The 19,464-nt window shown below is 55.4% G+C and carries 16 protein-coding genes, 2 tRNA genes and 1 riboswitch; of the genes, 15 read left to right on the top strand and 3 right to left on the bottom strand.

The window, feature by feature from the left end:
* Positions 1-4: 4 nt before the first annotated feature.
* The 4 genes from HDF09_RS03000 (at position 5) to HDF09_RS02985 (ending at position 4,097) form a co-directional block, all read left to right on the top strand.
* The gene (locus tag HDF09_RS03000; protein WP_183761244.1) at positions 5-760 is read left to right on the top strand and encodes a DUF899 family protein; all 756 of its coding nucleotides are present in this window, start codon (positions 5-7) and stop codon (positions 758-760) included.
* 150 nt (positions 761-910) lie between these two features.
* Positions 911-2,110 (top strand): glycosyltransferase family 2 protein, encoded by a 1,200-nt coding sequence (locus tag HDF09_RS02995; RefSeq protein ID WP_183761241.1) that lies wholly within the window; start codon positions 911-913, stop codon positions 2,108-2,110.
* A 359-nt stretch (positions 2,111-2,469) separates the two neighbouring features.
* A complete protein-coding gene (locus tag HDF09_RS02990) occupies positions 2,470-3,528 on the top strand; it encodes a catalase family peroxidase (protein ID WP_183761237.1) in 1,059 nt (352 codons plus the stop codon).
* Positions 3,525-4,097, top strand: coding sequence for a cytochrome b (locus HDF09_RS02985; RefSeq protein ID WP_183761234.1), 573 nt, complete (start codon positions 3,525-3,527; stop codon positions 4,095-4,097). Before HDF09_RS02990 ends, HDF09_RS02985 begins: the two co-directional genes overlap by 4 nt.
* Positions 4,098-4,484: 387 nt before the next feature.
* Here HDF09_RS02985 and ispG read toward each other — a convergent pair whose 3' ends face one another.
* A complete protein-coding gene (ispG, locus tag HDF09_RS02980; RefSeq protein ID WP_183761230.1) occupies positions 4,485-5,717 on the bottom strand; it encodes a flavodoxin-dependent (E)-4-hydroxy-3-methylbut-2-enyl-diphosphate synthase in 1,233 nt (410 codons plus the stop codon).
* 65 nt (positions 5,718-5,782) lie between these two features.
* Between ispG and HDF09_RS02975 the strand changes: the two genes are divergently transcribed.
* The 9 genes from HDF09_RS02975 (at position 5,783) to cobF (ending at position 13,774) form a co-directional block, all read left to right on the top strand.
* Positions 5,783-5,859 (top strand) — tRNA-Arg (locus HDF09_RS02975).
* Between the two features lie 93 nt (positions 5,860-5,952).
* Positions 5,953-6,147: riboswitch (cobalamin riboswitch) on the top strand.
* A gap of 108 nt (positions 6,148-6,255) precedes the next feature.
* Complete coding sequence (gene cobG / locus HDF09_RS02970) at positions 6,256-7,539, top strand: precorrin-3B synthase (RefSeq protein ID WP_183761227.1); 1,284 nt, start codon at positions 6,256-6,258, stop codon at positions 7,537-7,539.
* Positions 7,540-7,541: 2 nt separating this feature from the next.
* A complete protein-coding gene (locus tag HDF09_RS02965) occupies positions 7,542-8,165 on the top strand; it encodes a precorrin-8X methylmutase (protein ID WP_183761224.1) in 624 nt (207 codons plus the stop codon).
* Positions 8,162-9,673 carry a precorrin-2 C(20)-methyltransferase gene (locus tag HDF09_RS02960; RefSeq protein WP_183761221.1) on the top strand — a complete coding sequence of 504 codons (1,512 nt, stop codon included), beginning with the start codon at positions 8,162-8,164 and terminating at the stop codon, positions 9,671-9,673. Before HDF09_RS02965 ends, HDF09_RS02960 begins: the two co-directional genes overlap by 4 nt.
* A 2-nt stretch (positions 9,674-9,675) precedes the next feature.
* Entirely contained in the window at positions 9,676-10,926 is a 1,251-nt protein-coding gene (cbiE, locus tag HDF09_RS02955; protein ID WP_221270033.1) for a precorrin-6y C5,15-methyltransferase (decarboxylating) subunit CbiE, read from the top strand.
* On the top strand, positions 10,878-11,288 hold the full coding sequence (locus tag HDF09_RS02950) for a cobalamin biosynthesis protein (protein ID WP_183761216.1): 411 nt from the start codon (positions 10,878-10,880) through the stop codon (positions 11,286-11,288). Before cbiE ends, HDF09_RS02950 begins: the two co-directional genes overlap by 49 nt.
* Entirely contained in the window at positions 11,264-12,073 is an 810-nt protein-coding gene (cobM, locus tag HDF09_RS02945; protein ID WP_311718494.1) for a precorrin-4 C(11)-methyltransferase, read from the top strand. The genes HDF09_RS02950 and cobM overlap by 25 nt, the downstream gene beginning before the upstream one ends.
* Positions 12,039-12,926 carry a cobalt-precorrin-6A reductase gene (locus HDF09_RS02940; RefSeq protein ID WP_260180889.1) on the top strand — a complete coding sequence of 296 codons (888 nt, stop codon included), beginning with the start codon at positions 12,039-12,041 and terminating at the stop codon, positions 12,924-12,926. Before cobM ends, HDF09_RS02940 begins: the two co-directional genes overlap by 35 nt.
* 77 nt (positions 12,927-13,003) lie before the next feature.
* Positions 13,004-13,774, top strand: coding sequence for a precorrin-6A synthase (deacetylating) (gene cobF, locus HDF09_RS02935; protein WP_183761210.1), 771 nt, complete (start codon positions 13,004-13,006; stop codon positions 13,772-13,774).
* A gap of 119 nt (positions 13,775-13,893) precedes the next feature.
* On the opposite strand, the gene HDF09_RS02930 is transcribed toward cobF, so the two are convergent.
* A complete protein-coding gene (locus HDF09_RS02930; RefSeq protein WP_183761208.1) occupies positions 13,894-16,128 on the bottom strand; it encodes an acyl-CoA dehydratase activase-related protein in 2,235 nt (744 codons plus the stop codon).
* Between the two features lie 62 nt (positions 16,129-16,190).
* Here HDF09_RS02930 and HDF09_RS02925 point away from each other — a divergent pair, with 62 nt between their 5' ends.
* Positions 16,191-17,000: a tyrosine-type recombinase/integrase gene (locus tag HDF09_RS02925; RefSeq protein WP_183761204.1), complete on the top strand. Its 810-nt coding sequence runs from the start codon at positions 16,191-16,193 to the stop codon at positions 16,998-17,000.
* Positions 17,001-17,117: 117 nt separating this feature from the next.
* On the opposite strand, the gene HDF09_RS02920 is transcribed toward HDF09_RS02925, so the two are convergent.
* Positions 17,118-17,194: transfer RNA gene (locus HDF09_RS02920), tRNA-Met, on the bottom strand.
* 135 nt (positions 17,195-17,329) lie between these two features.
* On the opposite strand from HDF09_RS02920, the gene HDF09_RS02915 reads away from it, so the two are divergent.
* Positions 17,330-18,727 (top strand): BON domain-containing protein, encoded by a 1,398-nt coding sequence (locus HDF09_RS02915; protein WP_183761201.1) that lies wholly within the window; start codon positions 17,330-17,332, stop codon positions 18,725-18,727.
* Positions 18,728-19,464: the final 737 nt, after the last annotated feature.

The following is a 19,464-nucleotide window of genomic DNA, read 5'->3' as shown; positions in this document are numbered from 1 at the left end:
AATCGTGACCATCACCTTCCCCGGAGAGTCTCCCGAATACCGTGCCGCCCGCAACCGCCTCCTCGACGAAGAGATCAGTCTCCGCCGCGCCATGGAGTCCGTAGCCATCGCTCGTCGCAACCTGCCACCCGGCGGCCCCGTCCCCGAGGACTACCTCTTCGACACCATCGACCCCAACGGCAACCCCGAAAAAATAAAGCTCTCTCAACTCTTCACGCCCGAGCAGAAATCGCTGGTCGTCTACAACTTCATGTTCCCGCGCTGGAGCAAAGACTCCCGCCCCGGTCCAACCAAAGGCGCAACCGCCGACTTGAAACTCGAAGACTCCCCCTGTCCCTCCTGCACCGCCTTACTCGACTCGCTAGATCCCACCGCCATCCACTTCGCCCCCTCCGGTCTCAACTTCGTCGTCATCGCCAAAGCCCCGATCGAACGCATCGCCACCTATGCGCGCGAACGCGGCTGGAAAAACCTCCGTCTCCTCTCCTCCGCCGGCAACAACTTCAAACGCGACTACCAAGCCGAAAACTCCGAAGGCGATCAACTCCCTCTCATGACCGTCTTCCATCGCGACGGCGACCAGATCCGCCTCTTCTGGAGCTCCGAGTTGATGTTTGCTCCCACCGACCCGGGCCAGGATCCACGCCATCTCGGCACCCTCGACACAATCTGGAACATCTTCGACATGACCCCCGAAGGGCGTCCCCCGGCCTGGGACGAGCAGATCGACTACGACTGCTGCCATCCCCACAACCATTGATCCCGGTCTGTACTCTCCAAGTCCGGGTGCCCCATCCTTTGCAGTCTCACCGCAAAGGGTGGGTTATACGAGCGCATTTGCTCGTGGGGTGGAGAAGCGAGACCTACTTACTCTCCTTCCGAGCCGAACCATCAAGTAGCATGACAAGAGGTGACCCAAGCACTCCACTACACCCTTACCCTTTCCGCCTGGTTCATTGCACTCCTGTGGATATGGAAGGCCCTCACCTCGGCCATCGGTCTCCGCCGCATCCCAGACCTCACAGCGCCCGAACGCAATCTAACCCCGCCCACCAATCCATCCATCACCGTCATCGTTCCCGCTCGCAATGAAGAGAAAAATATCGGCGCATGCCTCAACTCTCTTCTCCAGCAGGACCACCCCAACCTCCACCTCATCGCCATCGACGACCGCTCCACCGACTCCACCGGCGCAATCCTCAACACCCTCGCCACCCAACACCCAGACAAGCTCACCGCACTTCACCTCACCGAACTCCCCACCGGCTGGCTCGGCAAAACCCACGCCATGGCCTACGCCGCTCGCCACACCATCTCCCTCCACCACCCCAACTATCTCCTCTTCACCGACGCCGACATCCTCTTCCGCCCCGAGACCCTCCGCCTCGCGCTCGCCCAAGCCGTCGCCACCCAGGCCGACCACTTCGTCCTCCTCCCCACCACCCTCAGCAAATCCGCAGGCGAGGGCATGCTCCTCAGCTACCTTCAAGTCATGAGCCTCTGGGCCGTCCGCCCCTGGCGCATCTCCGACCCCAAAGCCCTCCGCGACGCAGTAGGAGTAGGCGCGTTCAACCTAGTCTGCACCACTGTCTATCAGCAGCTAGGCGGCTTCGAAGCCCTCCGCATGGAGATCGTCGAAGACCTCGCCCTTGGCACCCGAATCAAGCGCCAGGGCTTCCGTCAGCAAGTCGCCACCGGCCCCGGACTGGTCCGCGTTCACTGGGCCAGCGGCGTCTCCGGCATCCTCAACGGCATGACCAAAAACTTCTTCGCCATCTTCCGCTACAACCCCGTCCTCGCTCTCCTCGCCAGCCTCTGGACCACCATCTTCTGCATAGTCCCGGTCGTCTTCCTTGCCCTTCCACAAACTCGCACTCCAGCCATCCTTACCCTCCTCTCCGTAGCACTTCTCTACGTCCTCTCCAGCCGCCAAAGCAAAGTCTCTCCCTGGTACGCAGTCTTCTTTCCCATCAGCGCCACCCTCATCGTCTATTCGATCATTCGCTCGATGATCACAACGCTAAAGAACGGCGGTGTCACGTGGCGTGGCACCTTCTACCCACTCTCGGAGCTACGCAAGAAACCTCACCTCACCAGCCCCCAGAGCTAGTCTTCAAAGACTCGCCGCCGATTCGATCGCAGCTACAAGGACGCCTGGAGTTAGTTCTCCACGACGCCGCAGCACAAAAAAATACCAGGCAACTAAGAATCACTTATCTACGGTTCTCACTCAAAGTTTTTAGCGACCGGAGACGCGCTGCCAGATGTTTTTGGCCTGCTTTTTTGATTCGTCCAGGTAAAAATCAGGCCATGAAGCGTTCCGACGGCTTGTATTCTTATTCTCAGTTCGCGGCTCAGATCATCAGAATCAGTCGATGAGCCGGACGCACTTCGTCAAATGGCATGAGTCTCCGGCACACTGTGATGGTCTCGGTTTGAGACTCCGTAGCTGAAAGAAACGAGGTTTGAATGGTCCAGTCTCCTGCATCACCGAAGGCTTTTCGTCTTTGGCCGTTCGTATTCATTGCTCTGGTGGTGGGCATCGCCGCGATTGGTTTCGCATACACGGCTGGATGGCTATCCCCGCAGAGGCTGACGCCAAAAAAATTGGTAGCGGGGTTGGCGCCTCCGGGCGGCCCGGCATTGGGTTATCGCCGCAACCACGCCAAAGGCATCTGCTTCACCGGAACGTTTGAGGCAAACGGCGAAGGTTCGGCACTCTCCAAGGCGCCGGTTTTCGTTCGGGGCCAATATCCGATTGTGGGACGGTTCAACCTTGCCACTCCGAATCCGAATGCTGAGGACGCAATGGTGCGTGTGCGCGGCCTCGGCATCCTCATCACCACGCCGGATGGGCAGCAGTGGCGCAGTGCCATGATCAACGCGCCGATCTTTCCCGTTTCAAATCCGCAGGCCTTTTACGACCTCCTGACTGCCTCCGCAAGCAAGGACCCCGATGCGATGAAGAACTTCATTGCCGCAAATCCGGGGTTCCTTACATTTCTCCCCTGGGCCAAGAGTGACCAATGGACCGAGAGCTATGCGGAGGAGCCTTACAACAGTCTCAACTCTTTTCTGTTCGTCGATGAGTCCGGAGCGAAGCATGCGATCCGCTGGTCGTTGATCCCAGCGGCGCAACCTGTTTCTATTTCGCCAGCGGATCTGGCCAAGCGCGGTCCCGACTATCTCGAGCAGGAGATCACGCAGCGTGTGGCCGCGGGCCCTCAGCACTGGAACCTCGTGGTCACCGTCGCCAACCCCGGCGACCCAACTGCGGACCCCAACAAGGCGTGGCCAGCTGATCGCCGTACGATCAACGTTGGCACAATGACGGTACAGCAGATCGAACCAGAGCGCGACGGCCCGTGCCGCGACATCAACTATGACCCGACGGTACTGCCGACCGGAATCACTACGTCGGATGACCCATTCCCCGCCGCCCGCTCGGCAGCGTACTCCCGGTCGTACAACAGCCGTACAGCCGAAGAGGCGGACTACCCGCGTACCGCGACAGGAGCCAAGCAATGACAACAACCCGCACTCGCTTCACCGCGCCGCAGCGATTACTTCACTGGCTCATGGCAATTTGCATTCTGTCCATGCTGTTTATCGGTGTGGGTATGGTCTCGACCATTACCACCAGGTACCTTACATTGGTCCAGATTCATAAGCCGCTCGGTATAGCCATCCTGGTGCTGGCACTTATTCGTCTCACGCTACGGATCATCTACGGTGCGCCCTCACTACCCGCCGATCTGCCAGAGCCGATAAAGCTGGCTGCGATCTCGTCGCAGTACATCTTCTACGTGCTGATGATCGCAATGCCGCTGATCGGCTGGGCTATGTTGTCCGCTGCGGCCTATCCCGTGGTGCTCTTCGGCAGTGTTCATCTGCCATCGATCCTGCCTGTAAGTCCCAGCCTGCATACGCTGCTATGGCGTGCACATCACTACCTGGCCTTTGCCTTCTTTGCATTCATCTTGATGCATGTCGCCGCAATTCTCTTTCATAAGCTGGTCAGAAACGACGGTGTGTTTGAAGCAATGGCGCCGGTGCTCACACAGGACCAGCGTGAGCGAATCGATCGACTGGAGTAGTCGACGGACAAATCAACCTGCTAGCAGAGCATCCGTTCTGATCGGTCGTCATAACCTGTCAAGCCCTCTAACTCCATAAGCCATTTCAAAACAGAGACTTCCACGTGGCACATTAGTTCTGTTCCAGAAGCTATACTGACAGTGAAGGTTACGAAGATCAAAAGCAGATTAGCCCCGGGAACTACCCGGGGCTAATTTATTGATAACAAGTATTTTAGGCGCAAGTCGTTTGTTATGAATATTTTGCTGACAGTACTATCTTGCAAGTTATTCAATACAAGTATTTTACGTCCAAAATACCCCCCCCGGGGGGAGGGGGGTACCCCAGCCTGGAAGACGCTGAAGTATGCCTCGCCGGACGCAGCTACCGATCAGAAAAGAAGGAGCTTAGACCTCGACCAGAACCCGGCCATAACGCTTCTCGACGTACTCATCGAGAATCACCTGAAACTCCTCGACGATCCGATCACCCTTCAACGTGGTGAACAGCTTGCCGTCCACATAAACCGGAGCTTTAGGCTCCTCAAACGTACCCGGCAGCGAGATTCCGATGTTGGCGTGCTTCGACTCACCAGGACCGTTCACAATGCAGCCCATCACGGCTAACTTCAACTCTTCGACTCCCGGATACTGCTTCTTCCACGCCGGCATCGAGGCCACAAGGTAGCCCTGAATCCGCTCCGCCAGCTCCTGGAAGTAGGTCGAAGTCGTCCGACCGCACCCCGGGCAACTGGTCACCTGCGGCATAAAGCTGCGAATGCCAAGCGACTGCAGAATCTGCTGTCCGCACCGCACCTCCTCCGACCGGTCCCCACCGGGAGTAGGAGTCAAACTAACCCGGATCGTATCCCCGACCCCAGAGAGCAGCAAAGGAGCCAGACCCGCAGCCGAAGCCACCACGCCCTTCATCCCCATGCCCGCCTCGGTCAGCCCAAGGTGCAGCGCATAGTCGCAACGCTTGGCCAACTCGGTATAAACATCGATCAGATCCCGCACTCCCGAGACCTTCGCACTCAAAATAATCTGATCCCGCCGCAGCCCATATCGCTCTGCAGCAGCCGCGTTATCGAGAGCCGACACCACCATCGCCTCCATCATCACGTCGCGAGCGGGCAGGGGATTGGCCGACTTCGAATTTTCGTCCATCATCTTCGTCAGCAGCGCCTGATCGAGCGAACCCCAGTTCACGCCGATCCGAACCGGCTTCTGATGCTCCACCGCAACCTCAACCATCGTCCGGAAGTTGTCGTCATCCTTCCGCCCGATCGATACATTACCCGGATTGATCCTGTACTTCGCCAGCGCCTTGGCCGTCTCGGGATACTTCCTCAGCAGCAGATGGCCGTTGTAGTGAAAGTCCCCAATGATCGGGGTCGACCAGCCCTTCTTCGCCAGCTCCTCGACGATCGCCGGAACAGCCTTCGCCGCCTCGTCGTTGTTGACCGTCACGCGCACCATCTCCGAGCCGGCGCGAGCCAGCGCCGCAATCTGCTGCACCGAGCTGTCAACGTCAGCCGTGTCTGTATTGGTCATCGACTGCACCACCACCGGTGAATCCGACCCAACCCGAACCCCACCAATGTTCACCGTTACCGCACGTCGACGCTGTATCTCAGGCATAAACTCTCCACTCCCAAGTTTACCACCGCACCACCAACAACCTACGCGATACACTACCGAAACGTGGCCCGGTAGCTCAGTTGCATAGAGCAGCGCACTCCTAACGCGAAGGTCGCAGGTTGGACTCCTGCCCGGGCCACCACTTCCAGATCAATCTCAAACACCAGCCTGACAAAGCGTTGACATCTGCTGCTTTACGCGAATTCATCACGTTGTCCGGAATATTTATCTGATCTATACTCGAACTGTTTCCGGTGGTTGCTTCCAAAGGAGCAAGCCAAAAGGGAATCCGGTGAGAGTCCGGAACTGCCCCGCAGCGGTAATCAGGAACGAAAGCTCCAACAAGAGCACTGGTCTGATAGTTGACTGGGAAGCTGGAGCGATTAGGCAGCCTGTAAGTCCGAAGACCTGCCGCAAACAGTGTCCACATCGGACACAATGACACACGCCTCCGAGGGGAAGGCCGGGTGGCCGCAGCCTATTTCGTGCGCTGCGTTTCCCGACCATCTTGCGGTGACAGGTCAAGAGAGAAAGTCGCATGATGAGAGTTGGAGAGAGTTTCTGCCCTGGAATTCTTCACGCCGTCCAGGCGAAAGACGGTCTACTCACTCGGATAAGAGTGCCGGGAGGGATGATCACCCCCAGCCAACTCGCCGCTGTGGCCGAACTCTCAACCTCGTTCGCTGACGGGCAAGTCGAAATTACTTCACGTTCCAACCTGCAACTGCGGGCTATTCAAAAGAAAGATCTGAATTCCTTGGTTCAAGGGTTGCACTCGGCTGGCTTTCTTCCTTCACCAGAACACGACCGAGTCCGCAATATAGTGACAAGCCCCTTCGCCGGGTTAGGCTTCGGCGAGATTTTGGATACACGGCCATTCGTTCAGGAATTAGATCGTCGCCTCATCGCAGATCAGGGGATGGCTGGTCTACCACCCAAGTTTAGTTTTGCCATCGATGGCGGAGGAGATTGGTTTGCTCGCGATAGCGATGATCTAACCTTGCGAGTAGTGAACGTAGATGACACGCATTTGTTTCATTTCATCATTGGAGACACCTTCTCCGGCTTCTGCGTAAGGGTAGATGAGGCCCTGGACTGCATACTCGAGGCCGCAAAGATATGTCTCAATATCTCAAAAGAATTCGAGATGCCAGCGAGGGGAAGGAAGATTGCGTCAGTACCTCATGCGATGGGTCGATTACTTGAGGGGGTATCGAGTTTTCTTGTGGCTTGTCCTTCTCCCGACCGTTCAACCCTCGTTGCCCATATGCCCGTAGGAGTCTATGCAACTCAGCGATCCGATTTCGCAAGCTTGGTTCCCTTGGTTCCTCTCGGACGACTAACCGCAGAGCAGTTGCAGTGTGTAGCCGTAATCGCGAAAGAATGCGATGGAGATATCCGGTTGGCTCCATGGCGGGGTATCGTGCTCGGATCTGTTACTGAACGTTCGATTAGTCAGATTACTGCGCTGCTTGAGGCTAAAGGTGTGTCGTTTGACGGCAAAGATGGGTATCGCGGGATCGCCGCATGCGCGGGGAGTACCGGTTGTGATGCCTCTTTGACTGACGTGAGACGCGATGCGTCTTTGTTGGCACGCCGGCTGGCCGGCCGCAACACAAAACCTGGCTGGACGGTCAACATTTCAGGATGTGAAAAACAATGCGCGATGCGAAATGGTGCGACTGCCGAGTTGATAGCAAGTTCCTTTGGTTACGATTTGCGGATCGATGGGCAATTTATTGCGTCAAACTGTTCGCTTGAATCTGTGATGAACAAGGTGGCTGCATGTCAGGCGGAGATGCCGATTGAGGTTTTTTCGTGAGGATGACTTATAAGAAAGACGCCCAGGCTATCTATCGAGAATCCTTTGAGATCATCAGGGCGGAATCCGACCTATCTTCGTTCTCACCACTACTCGCACGCGTGGTAGTGCGGATGATTCACTCATGTGGGATGACAGATCTGCCGCAATATGTTTCTGCATCACTGACCGCGACTGAAGTCGGCGAGCAGGCGCTTCTAGCCGGGATGCCCATACTTTGCGATGCAAATATGGTGGCAAATGGGATCACCCGATCCAGACTTCCGAAGGACAACGAAGTGATCTGTACGCTGAGTGATCCACGTACCGCGGAACTAGCGAGGAGGTTCGAGACGACACGCAGCGCAGCGGCGCTGGAGCTTTGGCGCGACAGACTCGGCGGTTCTATTGTTGTGATCGGAAACGCGCCGACGGCTTTGTTTCACCTGCTCGAGATGCTCGAAGCAGGCGCAGCGACTCCCGCCCTCATCATCGGCATTCCTGTTGGTTTCGTCGGCGCGGCGGAGTCAAAAGCAGCTCTTGAGACTAACCACCTTAATCTTCCCTATTTGACGGTTCGAGGGCGCCGTGGTGGAAGCGCCATCGCCGCGGCTGCCGTCAACGCTCTCGCAAGTGAGGAAGAATGATCGAAAGCACTATGCCTGGAAAACTATTCGGCGTTGGACTAGGACCTGGCGATCCCGAGCTTATTACTCTCAAGGCTCTGCGTACCATCAGGCAGGCTCACGTGGTTGCTTATCCGACAGCCAAGCACGGCCAGAGTAACGCGCGTTGCATCGTAAACTTAGAGTTGACACGCGAGCAGATTGAGATGCCGATGATCTACCCAATCACGACAGAGTCGACCGGCCATCCTGGCGGGTACGAGGCAATCATCGCTCAATTTTATGACCAGATGGCTGAGCAAATCGCGGCTCATCTCCTGGAAGGTCGCGACGTTGCGGTTCTGTGTGAGGGCGACCCTTTTTTCTACGGGTCGTTTATGTACCTTCACGATAGGCTGGCTCACCGTTTTTCCACTTCGGTAATTCCTGGAATTCCATCTGTGATGGCCGCGGCAGCAAGGCTCGGCACCCCTCTCGTCAGAAGGGATTCAGAGCTAACCATACTCCCTGCAACTCTGTCGGAAGATGCTTTGACGGCTCGGCTAAATCCTCATGATGCATTTGCGATCATAAAACTTGGCCGCAACTTCACGAAGGCGAAAAACGCATTGTCACGAGCCAAGGTCTCAGATAAGGCTCTCTACATAGAGCGTGCGACGATGAGCCAGGAACGGATTGTTCCACTAAGCGAAGTGAATTCGCCAAGCGTTCCTTATTTTTCGCTCATACTTGTTCCTGATTCGAGGCAGAGCCAACACAGTGATATCGTCAATAGCCCGGGACAGGTAGCAGTTGTCGGACTAGGACCAGGCTCCGCTGAGTGGATTACGCCGGAGGCCCAGCAAGCACTCGCTGAGGCGACCGATCTGGTTGGATACCAGCGATATCTGGATCGAGTTCCACTTCGATCCGGTCAGCGTCGTTTCGGATCTGACAACAAGGTAGAGGCAGAACGCGCACGTCATGCGCTCTCTCTCGCGGAGTCTGGCAGGCGCGTATGTGTCGTTTCGTCGGGAGATCCAGGTATTTTTGCAATGGCCTCCGCAGTGTTGGAGTCGGTCGATCAGGGGCCAGAAGTATGGCGTTCTCTCGATATCCGCATTGTTCCTGGGGTATCGGCTATGCAGGCAGTAGCAGCCAGAATAGGTGCTCCTCTGGGGCACGATTTTTGTGTTCTCTCGCTATCGGATCGTTTAAAGCCCTGGGAAGTCATCGTGAAGCGGTTGCACGCTGTTGCTTCCGCTGACTTCGCCCTCGCGATTTATAACCCCATCTCTTCTGAGCGGAAGTGGCAGCTGGCGGAAGCACAGGCGATTCTTGCAGGTTACCGAGGCCCCGAGACCCCGGTTGTACTTGCGCGCGCCGTCGGCAGATCAGACGAGAAAATTATGATTACAGATCTCGGACGATTTGATCCCGGCCTAGCGGATATGCAGACGCTCATTCTTGTCGGTTCTTCAACAACTCGCAGTCTCGCCCTGTCGGATCATCGGGAGATGATCTACACTCCGCGAACCTATGGGGTTTGACAATGCCGTTTCCTGAAATTGAAGCTGCAAGATCGGATGTTATGGAGCATTGGTTATCGATCGTTGGTATCGGCGAAGATGGCTGGAATGGCCTCAGCCCGGCAGCGAAGCAAGCTGTAGAGTCTGCGGAGTTTCTTTACGGTGGCGTTCGCCATCTTGCCTATGTTCCAACGGTTCGTGCTGCCCAGATAGCGTGGCCATCGCCCATGGCCCCGGCTGTGCACGAGATTCTGACAAGCCATCGAGGGCGGAGTAGGGTTTCAGTTTTAGCCAGTGGCGATCCGATGCTCTTTGGCGTTGGTGTGACGCTCACTCGCGAGTTAGCCCCCGCCGAATTTCTTGTTATACCGCAGGTCTCCGCGTTCTCCCTTGCGTGTGCTCGCCTCGGCTGGGCAATTTCTGAGACAGTCCTGGTATCACTGGTCAATCGCCCGATCGAGCAAATGCACAGATACCTCAATCCGGACCAGCGGCTGGTACTTTTCTCTGAAGACGGCACAACTCCTACAGCAGTCGCGCAATTTCTAACCGACAGTGGGTATGGATCGAGTCAATTCACCGTCTTCGAATATCTGGGTGGCTCTGCGGAGAGACGCCGGGACGACCGGGCAAATATTTGGTCGGTAAAACAATGTGGTGATTTGAATCTGATTGCGGTCGTATGCGTTGCTGATTCTCAAACGAGGCCGTTGCCGATTGTTCCGGGACTCTCCGACGATTTCTACGTAACAGACGGACAACTGACAAAACGTGAAGTCCGCGCCGCAACACTAGCGCGTTTAGCGCCGTTGCCGGGCGAACAGTTATGGGATGTAGGAGCGGGTACAGGAACGGTAGGTATCGAATGGATGCGCTCTCATCCTTCATGCTCGTGCATTGCCTTTGAAGAACGCGAAGATAGGGCCGCTAGAATTTTAATCAACGCGAAGAGACTTGGTGTGCCAACCCTAAAGGTAATCAAGGGGAGTGTGCCGTCGACTCTCAACGGATTGCAGCCGCCAGACGCTATTTTTATCGGTGGGGGAATTGGCAGAGACGGCCTGTTCCAGGCCTGCTGGGACAAACTCACCAAAGGCGGTCGGATCGTTGCGAACGCGGTTACCATCGAAAGCGAGATAGCGGTAGCAACCTGGCAGAGGTTGTACGGCGGCGAGCTTGTACGAATCCTCGTAGCTAGAGCAGAACCCGTCGGTGGCGTCCTTGGATGGCGTCATTTGATGCCAATTACTCAATGGTCGGTGGCGAAGTCATGAGTATCTCTTGTTCGATCGGGATTGGCTGCTCCTCTCGTGCGACATCTTCGGATGTTATTCAGCTTATTCAACAGTGCGTAAGTGAAATTACTCCCGGCGGCATCCTCGCAACGTTGGATCGTTGTGCAAGTATCGGGGAAGCTGTCGCGACCGCGCTCAAACTGCAGCTTGTACTGTTTCCGGCGAGTGTTCTTGCGCAGGTTCGCGGAATTAAAAGTCAGTCGCTGCTGGCTGCATCGAGGGTTGGGACTGCAAACGTCGCGGAAGCGTCGGCGCTGGCTTCTCTGGGACCCACGGCCAATCTTATTTTGCCGCGCCAGACGGGGCGTTTCTGCACATGTGCAGTGGCGGTGCTGCTATGACAGTTCATTTCATTGGAGCAGGACCTGGCGCTCCCGACTTGCTCACGTTGCGGGGAAGAGATCTGATTAGCCGCTCCCCCGTATGTCTGTATGCAGGCTCATTAGTGCCTAATGAAGTGATCGCACATGCTCCGGCGGGAGCTCGTATCGTTGACTCGGCAGAGATGAATCTCGATGAGATCATCGCAGAGATCTCATCCGCTGACGAGAAGGGACTCGACGTCGCTCGAATTCACTCAGGGGATCTTTCCATCTGGAGCACGATGGCGGAACAGACCCGCCGTCTCACTGCCCTCGGAATCCCTTACGACGTAACCCCCGGTGTCCCATCATTCGCCGCCGCCGCCGCTGCACTCAATCAAGAACTAACCCTTCCTGGGGTAGCTCAAACTTTGATTCTGACAAGGACCTCAACTCGGTCTACGGCAATGCCAAACGGTGAAGATCTCACTACGCTGGGTCGATCTGGCGCGACAATGGCCATTCATCTCTCTATCATGAACCTTGATATGGTGACGTCACAGTTATTGCCACTCTATGGTGCAGATTGCCCGGTAGTAGTAGTGTTCCGTGCGAGTTGGCCAGACGAAATGATTCTGCGCGGGACACTATCTAATATCCAAAAGATTGTTGCCAAGTCAGGGGTAGATAAAAACGCGCTAATTTTGCTCGGAAGATCTCTTAGCCGTCCCGATTTTAGTGAAAGCTATCTCTACTCTGTTTCCAGAGAGCGTGAGGTGGAAACACAAGATGATGTTAAACCTGTATCCGCGGACACAGATTGATCAGGTGCAATTTAAAGATAGGATGTGTAACTTGGCGCACCTCAATCCAACATCGGATGAGATAGAAAACACGCCCGATGGATCTCAAAATTTATCGCCACGGATACTGATTCTTGGTGGGACTGGAGAGGGAACTGAGCTTGCTTCGCGTCTTGCACATAGATCGGACCTATATGCCATCTCTTCACTGGCCGGGCGCGTTAGCGAGCCTACACGTCCCGAAGGAGTTGTCAGGGTTGGAGGATTTGGTGGCGTTGATGGGTTCGCCTCTTTCCTCGTGAAAGAGAACATCGGGATGGTCGTTGATGCTACTCATCCTTTTGCCGTCCGGATCAGCCGTAACGCAGAGCTTGCGTGCGCCAGGTTAGGATTGCCACTGATCGCTTTCATCCGGCCACCCTGGGGTAAGACAAAAGCGGATCTTTGGTATGAAGTCCAAAACTTTGAGGAAGCAGCCAGTATTGTTGACGTTCAGAATGGACGTGTATTCCTGTCGATTGGTCGGCAAGAGGCAGGTTCGTTCGCGGCTTGTCACAACACCTGGTTTCTGATTCGCGCCATCGAAGAACCGACTGGGCGACTGCCACGTTTTCATGAAATTCTATTACGTCGTGGGCCATTTAATCTTGACGAAGAATTACGGTTACTAGAGGATCACTCAATCGATTACGTCATCTCTAAAAATAGTGGTGGGTCGGCGACATATACCAAAATTCAAGCTGCACGACTACTCGAAATACCGGTAGTCATGGTGAAGCGACCTGTCAAACATACCGTTCCAACTGTCGAAACACTTGAAGAAGTACTCGTGGAAATTGATCGCTTAATTCAGTCTAATCGAACAACACAATGACGCTCATGAGCTTGGCATGGGGTATTGATGTCTGGAATGTCGGCCACCCTTGTCGACCATTAAAAAGGAATGCCCATATGAGGAAGCTATACATCATTGGAATCGGTCCGGGTAATCCAGAACAAGTTACAATTCAAGCGATTAAGGCTATAAACCAGGTTGATGTGTTCTTTGTTACGAGCAAAGGAGAGGCGAAGAACGATCTCACTCAGTTTCGAAAAGAGATATGTGAACGATACATCGACGAGCCATCGTACAGAACTGTCGAGATCGTCGATTCGGGGCGCGATCCGACCATAGATTCTTACGCCTCTCGAGTCGAGGCGTGGCACCAGCAGCGGGCGCTAATCTACGAAGAACTGATCAAGAATGAGTTGCAAGAGGATGAGTGTGGTGCATTTCTTATCTGGGGAGATCCGTCACTTTACGACAGCACTCTTAGAGTGATTGATCAGGTTATTAGCCGGGGTCTAATTCATTTCGACTACGAAGTCATCCCTGGAATTACCAGCATTCAAGCCCTCGCAGCGCGCCACAAGATAACTCTGAATGGTATAGGGGAGTCGATTTGTATCACAACGGGTCGTCAACTATCGCCTGGCCTAATCTCCAACACCGAGAACGTTATTGTGATGCTCGACGGAAAGTGTTCCTTCAAAGAGGTGCTAGACAAAGAGGTGGAGATCTATTGGGGAGCATACGTGGGTAGTGATAAAGAGGTTCTCTTGTCTGGAAGACTTACCGAAACGAGGGAGAGCATCGAGATGGCTCGAAGCTCGGCTAGGGAGAAAAACGGTTGGGTGATGGACACCTATCTACTTCGGAATCCATCTGCACGCCGACCTTGACAGTAGTTCTCTGCGAACCGATTTATGGGACTCCACGATGCATCCATAGAACGGATCGACACTCCTGGATCAGCGACCCGCTGACGCTATGCGGCAGGTTTCAGGTGCTACCTCGAATTTCAATACCCTGCCACTGCCATCTCGTATCGCTCTCGTGGTTGGCTGCGAAGCGTTTGCTCGAACACAGCCAATTGCGTTTCGATATTGCTTTCGATGTGGCGGCGTTTGATGATGTCTTCACGATAGCGTTGCAGGAAGTAGTCGATTGTCTCGACACGAATGCGGATAGACCCGGTGGGCTTGTTTTCGTCGAGGTCTTTGAATGAGAAGTAGGGTGTACCTGATTGCTCGATGATGCCTTCGATGACCCCGTAGATGGGAGCGTCGTGGCCGCACTTGAAGCTGGAGACCTCGAGCGCAACCAGGTTGGGGTGGCGCGCCGTAAACTTTGCGGCCCAGACTTTGTGATTAGTGCTGGTGGAGTAACGATTCTTCCAGACGTCACTGATGTCGAGCGGATGGGTAATCAACCCGGCGCGAACCTCTTCTCCGAAGAGGCGGTCAAGCAAGTCTTCGTCCAGCGGCAATGTGCTTTGCGAGAAGACCGGATATCCTAACTTCTGAAACTCCTCCATAATCTCGTGGTTCAGGCCTGGGTCATGATGATATACGCGGCCCAGCATCACAATACCGATGCGGTCCTCTCGTTCGAGTTGATCTAGCGTCTCTCGCGCCTGCCGGCGAATCTCGGCTTCGCACTCGTGCAACGATTTGAATCCGACGGCGATGGCGCGCTCGTTCTCTTCGCGGGTAACTCCGAGTACCGGTCCCCAGGCTTTGAACATCTGGTCGGCACAAATCTTTTCGTCCTGAAGATTTAAGATCGGATCCATGTACAGGATGTTGTTTTCGGAAAAGATATCGCTCTCCTTGGTGAACGCGGCTTTAACTGTCTCTGGTGTTGCCGTTACGGTTGGGCAGGCGTTCGATCCTGTCAGGTTCACGAGATGCGAATGCAAGACGTCATACATCGGGAACCAGATCGCGTGAAGCGGCTTCTTCACGTGTTTGGTCGCGAGTAGATTGTAGACATGCGCGATGCCTATCTTTGAGGGATAGCATGGGTCGATAGCGCCGCGACTTGCGCCTGCACGGTAAAGTTCCGGAGTCGTGTAATCGGAGTAGATGATATTTTCGGACTTTAGTCCAAGGCTGGCGAAGTATCCATTGAAGAACGGTGCATAAGTATAGGTGTTCAAAAGACGCGGAATCCCTACGCGGAAGTCTCTACGCCGCTCCATCTGTGAAGCGCGTTCTTTGGTTGCCTTTGAAATGAACAAGCCACGGGTGGCTGGAATGGCGTCGGAGACGACCTCGACGTCATGGTGACGGAAGACATCGCGTGCAGCGATATCAACGTAGTTGGGATTTACGACTTTGACTTTGTCAATATCGGCTTTAATGTCTTTCATCTCATCGAGATCTTCCACTGTGCCCTTTTCGCAGGTGGCGATGATGAGCCGCTGTTCGCCCATTCGCAGTGGGACCTTGGTCTTGCGCGCTTGAAATTCGGCGGGTTTTGGTAGCTCGACAACTTTATTTGATCCTGGAGCCAGTTGAATCTGAACTAGCGGTTCTACTTTTGCTTTGAATATAGAGGGAGAACTGTGTCCTACACCTGTGCTGCAGGAACCCTGCGATTCAAGTGGTGGAAGGTTCGCGTGGATCTGTTCAAGGGAAGGTAAGTTGGATACAACCTCGGCTATCTCCTCTTCCGTTGCAACACGGTCTGCTGCGTCAAGGGTGTGATTGTGCTCCGGGCTTTGCCCTCCAGTTACATCGACATCGATGAAGGTACGCAGACAGTTGTTTTTGCAGAAATAGCAGCGTGTGTCTTCATTTCGCGTCGTGTGATAGCGGATGTTCGCAACAGCTTCAAGGCCGATAACCGTGGTCTCCCGGCCATTACGCCAGAGACGGAGTGCCTCCTGTGCGGCGCCGATTGCTCCGGACTCGCCACAGTGTTCATGAACGATAATTTCCGGCTCTTTTCCGTTCGCGCGGAAGCTGGATTTGATGAAGTCCACTTCTGCCTTGACCACGGCAAGGTTGTTCTGCGTTCCACCCTGCAAGACGAAGCGTGTGCCGAGGGCGGCCAGATTCGGAATACTGGCAACATAGAGGAAAACGTTCTTCGGCAGTACATCAGCGAGTCCGGCGAGAATCTCTTCCGATCGCCAACCTTGACGTTGGAAGTTGACGATATCCGACTGCATGAAGACGGCGCATCCGTAGCCAAAGGACGGCATGGATTTGGCGGCGAAGGCGATGTCCGCAAACTCCTCCACCTTCATTCCGAAGCCTGCTTGAAATCAAGAAGGTTCGACCCGGTGAATCCTGCGACAACGTAGGCGAGTTGAGCTTTTCGACAGCCAGTTCCTACCTCAGCGTCATCAAGCGGGTGCGTGCGAAGTGGGGAACCACTCGTATCACTCGTCTGAAGCCGATGAATGTCCAGGAATGGTTACGAAACCTGGAAGCCGCGCCCAAAACCAAAGGTCACATCAAGGCTGTCATACATCGCCTGTATGAGAAAGCCATGCTGTGGGAGATGGTCGAGTGGCAACGGAATCCGATGGAGTTCGTCGAGATCAAGGGCATTAGCAAACGCCGGAAACGACCGGTGATCCTCACTGTCGAGCAGTTCTTTTTGATCCTTCCGCTGATTCCGCAGCCTTACCGCATGATGGCGCTACTCGCGCAATGCTCGGGTCTTCGCGTTGAGGAAGTCTTGGCTATCGAAAAGCCGGACATCCACTTCGAGAAACTCAGTATGCAGATCGTTCGAGCAGTCGTTCATGGTCGGGTGAAGCTGGTCAAGACGGAATACTCGGAGGACGAACTGCCCCTTGACCCGGACCTCGCTGCCATCTTGCTCGACTTCATTCGCGAAGCCGAGAGGGAGGCGCTCGCCAATTTGGGAGATGAGGGCGTCGGACTCATCGAGTCGGAGCTGCTATTCGTCAGCCCCATGACGGGGCGGCATTTCCACGCGTCGCCAATCGGACAGGACTACATCCGCCCTGCCGGTTGCTGTCTCGTGGATTGCCCGAACTGTGGGGCCGTCGCGGGTGAGTGGTGCAAGACCGACTTTCCCGTTCCGAACGGGAAGCGCCTTCCGCTGCACGATGGAAGCAAAGCGCGAGGCAAACGCAGCAGTCGTTAGCAGAATTTTGAGGAGCGCATAGCCCAATGAAAGCGAGCAGCAAAACGTGCGAAAACCCGGCGGAGCAAATGTTGCTGCTCTTACACCGGGTTATTCCGGGTTGGCGGTTTCGCTAAGTGGTTGCGGGGGTAGGATTTGAACCTACGACCTTTGGGTTATGAGCCCAACGAGCTACCGGGCTGCTCCACCCCGCTCTTTGAATATACCGTTACTTCCAGCTAAGGTCAATCAGCCCGAAGTGGAGCTAAGTACGGCTTTCTTGTCTGTGTCGAGAGGGATTGAGCGGAACTTTTTTCTGAAAACCGAGTCTGCATCAATAGGATGTTAGCGTGGCGATAGAGTGCTGCGCCGAGGGAGCGGAGGGGCTTATGTACGACGGGTTTCAGCGCAAGTTTTCAAAGTTCGCGATGATGGCATTTTTGATGGCCAGTCTGGCGTCGAAGGGTAGTGTGGGGTTAGCGCAGGCCAAGCCAGCGCCCGTGCCCGATGCCCAGATTGAGGCAAGTGTCTTGAAGGCTTTAGCGGGTGCCCCGGAGTTGGCCGATCAGGCGATCACCTCGAGTACCGTTTACGGAGTAGTGACGTTGAGTGGCACCGTCCGGGATGAGCCCTCGCGTGATCTGGCGGACCATTTGGTTTCGAATACGGCCGGGGTTCAAAAGGTTGTGGACCAGTTGATTGTTGGTACGGTTCCTGCGGTTGTTGACAACAACTCCTCGCAGCAACAGCAGGACACATCTCAAGGAACGAATCCGAATCTCCAGTCTGATGGCTCGATCGCTCCTCCGCAAGCGCAAAGTCCTCCGGTTCCAAACAGTCCGAGTGCACCTTCTGCGCCGCAGGGTTCGCAGCAGGGTAGTCCGTATCCCCCCCCCTACCCGGGGCAACAGGGTGGTCAGTATCCGCCTCCTTATCAGGGGCAGCAGTCTGGTCAGTACCCTCCGGCTTATGGTGCGCCGCAGCAGGGGGGGCAATATCCACCGCCTTATCCAGGACAGCAGCAGCCGGGGCAGTATCCGGCTTATGGGCAGCCTTACCCTTCGCAGTATCCTCCGCCGCGGCCTTATGTGGCTCAGAAGGGCGGGGACGCTGTGGTGGTGCCGATTGGAACCAATCTTCGGGTTCGGATCAATCAGGGGATGAACAGCAAGAGCACCACGGTCGGGACTACGTTTGACGGCGTGATTCTGAACGACGTGGCGGCTGGTGGTTCGATTGCGATTCCGCGTGGTGCTTCTATCCAGGGAACTGTGGTTGCGGTGCATACTGCGGGCGAGTTGAAGGGCAAGGGCGAGTTGAAGTTGCAGCTCAACTCTGTTTCGCTGGGCGGCAGGGTCTACCCGATTGCTACCGATTTCTGGTGGCACCAGGGGGTGGATAAGACGGGGAACACGGTCGGGAATACGGTGGGGCTGGGCGCGGTTGGCGCGTTGATCGGTGCGGTTGCCGGCGGTGGCGTTGGGGCGGCTGTTGGTGCCGGAGTTGGCGGTGTGGCCGGTCTTGGCGTGTCGGCGGCTTCGGGCCGGGGCGAGGCGTCGCTGCCTCCCGAGGCGATCCTGGTCTTCCACCTGACGCAGCCGGCGGATATTACGACTGTGTCTCAGGCGGAGTTGAACCGGCTGGGTGCAGGCGTTCCGGTGGGCGCGGATCCACAGTTCCGTCGCCGCTATCCTCCTCCTCCACCTCCTGGCTACTACTACGGCCCTGGTTACTACCGGCCTTACTAAGTTGTCGTTGGGAGAGAGCCTGGTTTCTGGCTCTCTCCATCTTTTTTCAACGCAGATTTTGATACGCCCGTGAAGCGGCTTCGGCTGGTTTGCGGGCTTTTTCGTGTGGGTGCGAGCGGACACTGCCGCAACTTGTGGTGAGTCTGTGGTGTGAAGCGTGGCTGCTGTGGTGTTTTCGTGGTTATCTTTTGCTGGCGGCCAAAGTCCCTGGGCCAGCTCTGCCCCTCCCCCCCATATTACCGGGGCGTAAGATGCTTGTATTCAATAGTGTACAGGTGAATTATGGCTGTAAAACATTCATAACAAATGGGTTGCGTACAGATTCCTTATTGTCAATAAGTTAGCCCCGGAGGGTCTCCGGGGCTGTGTGTTTGGATCTTGTTATCAGTATAGCTGTTGGAGTGGAACTCATACGCCACGCGATTCTCCTTGTCTGGCGCGGGGTTTCGTGTTTTTGGGGCTTGACAGGTTTTGTGAGGATCGGCGGGGCGGCCTGCCCGGTGGTTCTTTACGGGCTTATGGACTAAAAACAACAGCAACGGCAAAGACGAATACGGGAATCCTTCGACTGCGTTGCTCACAAAGTGCTGTGAGCAACTTCGCTCAGGATGACGACGGTGGAGGGCTCAGGATGACGACACCCTTGATGAGCAGCTTTGACGCTCAGGGAGACGGCTCGAGGGGAGTGACTCATCGCTTGGGATTCGGTGCTAGGCTGCTGAAGGGTACCAGGAGTA

This window comes from Edaphobacter lichenicola (genome assembly GCF_014201315.1).
Classification (GTDB): Bacteria; Acidobacteriota; Terriglobia; order Terriglobales; family Acidobacteriaceae; genus Edaphobacter; species Edaphobacter lichenicola_B.
The sequence above is the reverse complement of the archived record's forward strand: the minus strand, read 5'-3'. Positions and strand labels throughout refer to the sequence as shown.

Bases quoted from the DNA above. Each gene is read 5' to 3' on its own strand.
- cbiE (WP_221270033.1), top strand. From the start codon at position 9,676: ATGCCGTTTCCTGAAATTGAAGCTGCAAGATCGGATGTTATGGAGCAT.
- cobG (WP_183761227.1), top strand. From the start codon at position 6,256: ATGATGAGAGTTGGAGAGAGTTTCTGCCCTGGAATTCTTCACGCCGTC.
- HDF09_RS02940 (WP_260180889.1), top strand. From the start codon at position 12,039: ATGATGTTAAACCTGTATCCGCGGACACAGATTGATCAGGTGCAATTT.
- HDF09_RS02960 (WP_183761221.1), top strand. From the start codon at position 8,162: ATGATCGAAAGCACTATGCCTGGAAAACTATTCGGCGTTGGACTAGGA.
- cobF (WP_183761210.1), top strand. From the start codon at position 13,004: ATGAGGAAGCTATACATCATTGGAATCGGTCCGGGTAATCCAGAACAA.
- HDF09_RS02930 (WP_183761208.1), bottom strand. From the start codon at position 16,128: ATGAAGGTGGAGGAGTTTGCGGACATCGCCTTCGCCGCCAAATCCATG.
- HDF09_RS02965 (WP_183761224.1), top strand. From the start codon at position 7,542: ATGACTTATAAGAAAGACGCCCAGGCTATCTATCGAGAATCCTTTGAG.
- cobM (WP_311718494.1), top strand. From the start codon at position 11,264: ATGTGCAGTGGCGGTGCTGCTATGACAGTTCATTTCATTGGAGCAGGA.
- HDF09_RS02985 (WP_183761234.1), top strand. From the start codon at position 3,525: ATGACAACAACCCGCACTCGCTTCACCGCGCCGCAGCGATTACTTCAC.
- HDF09_RS02950 (WP_183761216.1), top strand. From the start codon at position 10,878: ATGGCGTCATTTGATGCCAATTACTCAATGGTCGGTGGCGAAGTCATG.
- HDF09_RS02990 (WP_183761237.1), top strand. From the start codon at position 2,470: ATGGTCCAGTCTCCTGCATCACCGAAGGCTTTTCGTCTTTGGCCGTTC.
- ispG (WP_183761230.1), bottom strand. From the start codon at position 5,717: ATGCCTGAGATACAGCGTCGACGTGCGGTAACGGTGAACATTGGTGGG.